Origin of the sequence: Amycolatopsis sp. SID8362, from assembly GCF_010550475.1 — a bacterium.
Classification (GTDB): domain Bacteria; phylum Actinomycetota; class Actinomycetes; order Mycobacteriales; family Pseudonocardiaceae; genus Amycolatopsis; species Amycolatopsis eburnea.
In genome coordinates this window covers 1-6,754 of record NZ_JAAGNB010000842.1, presented here as the reverse complement: position 1 = coordinate 6,754, position 6,754 = coordinate 1, and the positions used below count along the sequence as shown (strand labels likewise).

Annotated in this window: 6 protein-coding genes; 3 read left to right on the top strand and 3 right to left on the bottom strand. The window is 71.0% G+C overall.

Annotation, left to right across the window (positions count from 1 at the left end):
- Both G3I65_RS26375 and G3I65_RS26370 read right to left on the bottom strand, forming a co-directional pair.
- The coding region (locus tag G3I65_RS26375) for a TetR/AcrR family transcriptional regulator (protein WP_160698497.1) at positions 1-314 on the bottom strand (314 nt) is incomplete at its 3' end.
- Positions 315-373: 59 nt separating this feature from the next.
- On the bottom strand, positions 374-1,357 hold the full coding sequence (locus G3I65_RS26370; protein ID WP_160698496.1) for an esterase-like activity of phytase family protein: 984 nt from the start codon (positions 1,355-1,357) through the stop codon (positions 374-376).
- A gap of 156 nt (positions 1,358-1,513) precedes the next feature.
- Here G3I65_RS26370 and G3I65_RS26365 point away from each other — a divergent pair, with 156 nt between their 5' ends.
- A complete protein-coding gene (locus tag G3I65_RS26365; RefSeq protein WP_160698495.1) occupies positions 1,514-3,094 on the top strand; it encodes a metallophosphoesterase family protein in 1,581 nt (526 codons plus the stop codon).
- A gap of 14 nt (positions 3,095-3,108) precedes the next feature.
- Positions 3,109-4,524 carry a metallophosphoesterase family protein gene (locus tag G3I65_RS26360; RefSeq protein ID WP_160698494.1) on the top strand — a complete coding sequence of 472 codons (1,416 nt, stop codon included), beginning with the start codon at positions 3,109-3,111 and terminating at the stop codon, positions 4,522-4,524.
- 2 nt (positions 4,525-4,526) lie between these two features.
- Here the strand turns inward: G3I65_RS26360 and G3I65_RS26355 are convergent, their stop codons facing one another.
- Positions 4,527-4,952 carry a hypothetical protein gene (locus G3I65_RS26355; protein ID WP_160698493.1) on the bottom strand — a complete coding sequence of 142 codons (426 nt, stop codon included), beginning with the start codon at positions 4,950-4,952 and terminating at the stop codon, positions 4,527-4,529.
- A gap of 98 nt (positions 4,953-5,050) precedes the next feature.
- Between G3I65_RS26355 and G3I65_RS59085 the strand changes: the two genes are divergently transcribed.
- Positions 5,051-6,754, top strand: a 1,704-nt coding sequence (locus G3I65_RS59085) for an ATP-binding cassette domain-containing protein (protein ID WP_375336718.1), incomplete at its 3' end; no start/stop codon positions are given.

The following is a 6,754-nucleotide window of genomic DNA, read 5'->3' as shown; positions in this document are numbered from 1 at the left end:
TCGGCCGCCAGCCCGGCCAGCGGCGCCAGTACGGCGTCGGCCAGATCCGCCGCGCCCGGCACCCAGCCCTCGCTCCGCCGCCGCTCGAGGTCGTCGAGCAGGCCGCGCCACACGGGGGCCAGCCGGTCCTCCAGCATCGCCGCGACCAGCGCGTCCTTCGAGCCGAAGTGGTAGTGCACGGCGGCCGGGTTGAGCCCGGCCGCCGTGCAGATCGCCCGCACGGACACGCTGTCGTAGTCGCCCGCCAGCAGCAGCCGTTCCGCGGCGGCCAGCAGCCGGTCCGGCGTCGGGTCCACGGTCGTCTTTCCCGCCATCCGACGAGTAGACCACCGCGGGCGCGAGCTTTCAAGCAGTGATTCAATCAGTGATGGAATCAGCAGCTCAGCGCGCCGGCCCGCAGCGCGTGGTCGCCGTCGTTGCCGTCGTCGGCCCACACGACCGCCTTGCGGCCGGCCGAGCACGACGGCGCGATCGCGAAGCCTTCGTTGTTGTAGTTCGGCATCTTCGACGGCCGCGCGTAGGTCGCCGAGACGGTGAACTTGCCGCCGGTGAGTTTCAGCGTCGCCGTCTTGCCGGAGCAGGTGTCGTCGCAGACCGACCAGAGGCGGCCGGTGGCCGGCTCGAACTCCAGCTCCATGATCTTCGGGAAACCGGACGCGATGGTCGCCACCTTGGTGAACCCGCCGCCGGGCTGGTCGAGCGCGTACGCGTAGACCTTGCCGGTGTCCTCGAGCCCGACGAAGTAGAGGCCGGTGCCGTGCCCGGGGTACGCGGCCGGGTCGTACGGGGCCTTCCGGTGCTCGTCGAGGAAGCCGCCCGCGGTCAGGAACGCGTCCGGGACCCAGGTGATGGCCTCGAAGCCGCCGTTGTCGTCGACGCCGGGCAGGTCGTCGGTGAGATCCCATTCGGCGACCGCGTCGAGCGACTTCGCCGACGACGCCGTGTCGAACCGCAGCACCTTCAGCATGCTGCCGTCGCCGTCGTTGTCGCGTTCGGTCGCGGCGAAGACGCCGTCGGGGGTGGCCACCACGCCTTCGGCGTCCGGGTCGCCGCTGCCGTCGTGGTAGTGCAGGGCCTTCCCGGACGACCAGCCGTTCGCCGGGTCCGGGCCCCACGTCGAGCCGGTGCGGACGAGCCGGTACAGCGTGCCCGGGCCGTTCTTCACCGCCCACAGCACGTCGGCGCCCGCGAACGAGAGCCCGCTGAGGTTTTCGCCGAAGACGCCGGCGGTGTCGGCGACCGCGACGGCCGGGTCGCCGGGCCACTTCGCGGTGGCGGCCTCGGCGGTGCCGGCCGGGGCGGCGAGGAGTGCCGAGAAGAGGATTACGGGTGCCGTGAACCGGCGGAAGACGCGCACGTGTGCTCCTTGGGGCCATCGGGCTCGGGCGAAACAACGCGGCGTGCCAAGGATTTCCCCGGCAAAGCGGACTGTACCGACTTGATCGACTCGCGGCAACCGTCGGTGTCCGGCCGTGCTCTTGACGTAGTTAGGAAAGTTTCTTAACTTAACGTCATGGAACTGCGGCTCGCCGAGTGGTACGACCACAACGTCCGGAAGCACACCAGGCGCACCGTGTTCCGCGGTGCCGCGGCGGGCGGTGCCGCGCTGGCCGCCGGGCGCCTCCTGCTGCCCGGAACCGCCGAGGCGGCGGCCCCGGTCCCCAGGGGACCATCGGTGCTGCTGCGCGCGGAAACCGTGCCCGGCTCGGCTTTGCGGCCCTTTGGCAGGCACCTCGCCTACGGCGCCGACGCCTCGCGGCAGGTCGTCGTCTCGTGGCAGACGCCGGCCCAGGTGAGCGCGCCCTACCTGCGGATCGGCACGGTCGAAGGGGATTACGGCGCGACCGTGCCCGCCGAGGTGCGCGCGCTGAAGAGCGACCTGTCCTGGCAGACCGCGACGCACACCTTCTCGCCGCACAGCCCGTCCGCGATCACGCAGTACTACCACCACGTCAAGCTCGACAACCTGGTGCCGAACACGACCTACTACTACGTCGTCGGCCACCAGGGTTACGACCCGGCGACCAGCGGCAGGCCCGGCGAGGTCGGCACCTTCCGCACCGCGCCGGCCGCGGGCCGCGCCGAAGGGTTCTCCTTCACCGCGTTCGGCGACCAGGGCGTCGGTTACAACGCGCTCGCCACCAACAGCCTGATCGCCGATCTCGGCCCGCGGTTCCACCTCGCCATGGGGGACCTCAGCTACGCGCTCAACGGCGAAGGCGGGCACCCGGCCGAAGACAAGTACGACGCCCGCAAGTGGGACTCGTTCTTCGCCCAGAACGAGCTCGTCGCGGCCGGGATCCCGTGGATGGTCGCCCTCGGCAACCACGAGATGGAGGGCTGGTACGACGACCACGGCTACGCCGGCATGCGCGCCCGGTTCACCATGCCGGACAACGCGTGGGCCGGCTCGACGTGCATCTACTCGTGGCGCTACCAGAACGTCGGCCTGATCAGCTTGGACGGCAACGACATCTGCTACAACAGCCCGTCCAACCTGGACTACACCGAGGGCAAGCAGACCGCCTGGCTGAAGAGCCGGCTCGCGCAGTTCCGCGACGACCCGACGATCGAGTTCATCGTCGTCTACTGCCACCAGTGCACCTACTCGACGTCGGACGCGAACGGCGCCGAACTCGGCGCGCAGCAGAAGTGGGCGCCGCTGTTCGACCAGTACCAGGTGGACCTGGTCCTCAACGGGCACAACCACCTCTACGAGCGCACCGACCCGATCAAGGCGGGCAAGGGCACGAAGAAGGTCGCGCCCGGCGGCACGGTGAACTCCAAGGCCGACGGCGTCACCTACATCACCGCGGGCGGTGGCGGCGAGAGCATCAACGACTGGATCGACGAGTCCGCCGGTGACTCCTACATCGGGCGCGTCCACGACGCGACGGCCACCATGCGGTGGGACGACGAAGACGGCGGCGGGCACTCGAAGAAGGTCACCTGGTCGCGGGTGCGCTTCCGTGGCTACAGCCTGGTGCACGTCGACGTCACGCCGGCAGCCGGTGGGAAACCCGGCCAGTTGAAGGTGCGAGCGCTCACCGAAGACAACGTCCTCGTGGACGACCTGACCATCCGCCGCGGCTGACCGGAGGACACGCGATGACCACGAACCTTTCCCGGCGCGCGCTGTTCGGGGCCGCGGCACCGGCCGGGCCGGCGCTGCGGCCGTTCGGCAGGCACCTGGCGTTCGGCGCCGACCCGGCCACCCAGGTCACGGTGTCCTGGCAGGTGCCCGGCAAGGTGACCGGGCCGTACGTCCGTTTCGGCACCTCGCCGTCGACGCTGGGGGCGCCCGTCGCCGCGGAAGTACGGCCCCTGGAAAGCAAGCTGTCCTGGCAGCACCCGGAGGAGCACGACTTCCCGCCGCACGCGCCGGCCACGTACACGCAGTACTTCCTGCACGCCAAGCTGACCGGGCTGTCGCCGGACACGACGTACCACTACGTGCTCGGGCACGCGGGCTACGACCCCGTGGCCGCGGACCGGCTCGGCGAGGTCGCGACCTTCCGCACGGCAGGCACTTCCGGAGCGTTCACCTTCACCGCCGCCGGGGACCAGGGCCTGGGCTACAACGCGCTCAACGGCGCGAGCCAGATCGCGGACTTCGCCCCGGCGTTCCACCTGGCGCTGGGGGACTTGAGCTACGCGATGCACGAGCCCGAGGACAAGCCCACGTCGGAGGACTTCGAATACGACGCGCGGAAGTGGGACTCCTTCTTCGCGCAGAACGACGCCGTCGCGTCCGGCATCCCGTGGATGATCACCCTCGGCCACCGCGAGTACGAGAAGTTCTACGACAACACCGGGAACGGCGGCGTGCGCGCCCGGTTCGCCATGCCGGACAACGCGTGGAGCGGGTCCACCGGGATCTACGCGTGGCGCTACCACAACGTCGGGTTCATGAGCCTCGACTCCGGTGAGGTCTGCTACCGCTTCCCGGCCAAGCTCGACTACACGGCGGGCAAGCAGCTCAAGTGGATCGACGCGCAGCTCGGGCGGTTCCGCGCCGACCCGGCCGTCGAGTTCGTCGTGGTCTACTGCGGCCACTCCGTCTACAGCACCGGCGACCGCTACGGCGCCGAGCGCGGCGCGCAGGAGAAGTGGGCGCCGCTGTTCGACAAGCACGGCGTCGACCTGGTGCTCACCGCACACAACCGGCTCTACGAGCGCACCGACCCGATCAAGGCGGGGAAGGGCACGAAGAAGACCGGGGTGGTGCACCCCGCGGCCGACGGCACGACGTACGTCACCGCCGGGGGCGGCGGGCAGGCCCTCGACGCGTTCTACAAGAACGCACCCGAGAGCTACCTGGGCCACGTCAACGACGCCGCCGCGACGATGAAGTCGTACAAGAAGGGCGGCAAGACCCCGACGGACACCGTGGTGACGTGGTCGCGGGTCCGCTACCGCGGCTACGGCCTGGTGGTAGTCGACGTCGTCCCGGGGCAGCTCACCGTGCGCGCGCTCGGCGAAACCGGCGACAAGGTCGACGAGGTGGTGCTGCGGCGCGGCTGAACCTACGGCTTCGTTTCGCACCGCACGACCGGCGACGCTCCGGTGCCGGACGCGACGCAGTCGATGGCCCGGCCGGGACCGGGAGCGGGGTAGCTGAACACGACCGGCGCGTCGCGGTCGCTGCCGGCCGAGAACTTGACGACGGTCGTCGTCCGGGTTCCGGTGCCGTGCACCGTCTTCGAGTAGTACGTGGTGTGCGGCCCGATGGCGGTGCTCGTGCCGTCGCCGTCGTCGTCCAGCTCGTGGACGTTCAGCACGTAGTCCCCGGTGGTGTACTTGCCCTCGTTCTCGTGCCCGGCTTCGGCCGGGGTCGCGCTGACGACCTCGGGCGCGACGGGATCGGAGGCGGTGGCCAGCACGGTCGCCCCGACGCCGACCGCCACGGCGACGGCGGCGACCACGGCCACCCCGGCGCGCTTGAACTCCATGGTCGTCAAGCTAGGGGAGCGGGTCGGCGAGCACCTCGGCCGAAGGGACAGCCGACCTCGTCCTTTCGGCCGATGTACCGCATCGCACGGGGTTAGGGGTGCCGGGCGGTGGACAGGACACCCGTCGGCGTGCTGGGCTGGGACCCGGCCGCACTCCGGACGCGGCCGGTGAATCACCGACCGCGACGTCGAGGAGCGAAGCCCTGAGCTGGTGGGAGTACCTCCGCGAGAACTGGATCGACGTCGTCAACGACGCCATCCTGCACGTGGACCTCACCCTCGCGGCGGTCGCGCTGGCCGTGCTGATCGGCACCACGATCGGCGTGCTCACCTACCGGCGGCGCTGGCTCGGCTCGCTCGCCACCACGACGACCGCGGCCTTCCTGACCATCCCGTCGATCGCGCTGCTCGGCATCCTGATCGGGCCGTTCGGGCTCGGGCTGACGAACGTCCTGTTCGCTCTGGTGCTCTACGCGCTGCTGCCGATCACGCGCAACACGATCGTCGGGCTGCGCGGGGTCGATCCGGCCGTCGTCGACGCCGCGCACGGGATGGGGCTCGGCCGGGTGCGGGTGCTGTGGCGGGTGCGGCTGCCGCTGGCGTGGCCGGTGATCCTGTCCGGCATCCGGGTGTCGACGCAGATCACCATCGGGATCGCGGCCATCGGCGCCTACGTCAAGGGACCCGGCCTCGGCAACGAGATCTTCGACGGGCTCGGCCGGTTCGGCTCGGTCAACTCCCTCAACCAGGTGCTGACCGGGACGGTCGGGATCATGCTGCTGGCGCTGCTGTTCGACCTCGCCTACGTCGTCGTCGGCAAGCTGACGGCGTGGCGCCGCCCGCGCACGCGCCTCGAAGGGGCGGCGGGGGAGCCGACCGGCGCCGGCGGTGAGACGATCGAGCTGCGCGAGGTCAGCAAGCAGTACCCCGGCCACGCGGTGCCCGCGGTCGACAACCTTTCGCTGACGATCCCGGCGGGCGAGATCGTCGTGCTGACCGGCCCGTCGGGCTGCGGCAAGACGACGACCATGCGGATGATCAACCGGCTCGTCGAGCCGACGTCGGGGGTCGTCACGCTCGGCGGCACCGACGTGGCGGAGCTCGACCTCGACGAGCACCGGCGGCACACCGGGTACGTCATCCAGCAGGTCGGGCTCTTCCCGCACCTGCGGGTGGACGCCAACATCGGCGTGGTGCCGCGGGTGCTCGGCTGGACGCGGCAGCGCGTCGCCGGCCGCGTGCGCGAACTGCTCGACGTCGTCGGGCTGACCCGCGAGCACGGCCGCCGCTACCCGCGTGAGCTCTCCGGCGGGCAGCAGCAGCGCGTCGGCGTGGCGCGGGCGATGGCGGCGGACCCGCCGGTCCTGCTGATGGACGAGCCGTTCGGCTCCACGGACCCGATCACGCGCGCCCGGCTGCAGGACGAGCTCCTGCGGCTGCAGAAGCAGGTGCGCAAGACGATCGTGTTCGTCACGCACGACTTCGACGAAGCCCTCAAGCTCGGCGACCGGATCGCGGTGCTGCGGCCGCGGTCGGTGCTCGCGCAGTACGACACGCCCCAGGCGATCCTGGCCGCGCCGGCCGACGACTACGTCTCGGCGTTCGCGGGTTCGAAGCGGAACCTGAAGCGGCTCGCGCTGATCCCGGTGGCGGACGTGCCGCTCGGGCCGGCGGCCGGCGGGCTGCCGTCGATCGCCGCCACGGCGACGCTGCGGGACGTTCTGGACACGATGGTCCGCACCGGCAGCACGGCGGTCTCGGTGACCGAAAACGGTGCCGTGCGGGGTGTCTGCGACGTCGCA

What these genes read in the sequence shown, in the direction of transcription:
- G3I65_RS26365 (WP_160698495.1), top strand. Translation starts at nt 1,514, where the DNA reads ATGGAACTGCGGCTCGCCGAGTGGTACGACCACAACGTCCGGAAGCAC.
- G3I65_RS26360 (WP_160698494.1), top strand. Translation starts at nt 3,109, where the DNA reads ATGACCACGAACCTTTCCCGGCGCGCGCTGTTCGGGGCCGCGGCACCG.
- G3I65_RS26355 (WP_160698493.1), bottom strand. Translation starts at nt 4,952, where the DNA reads ATGGAGTTCAAGCGCGCCGGGGTGGCCGTGGTCGCCGCCGTCGCCGTG.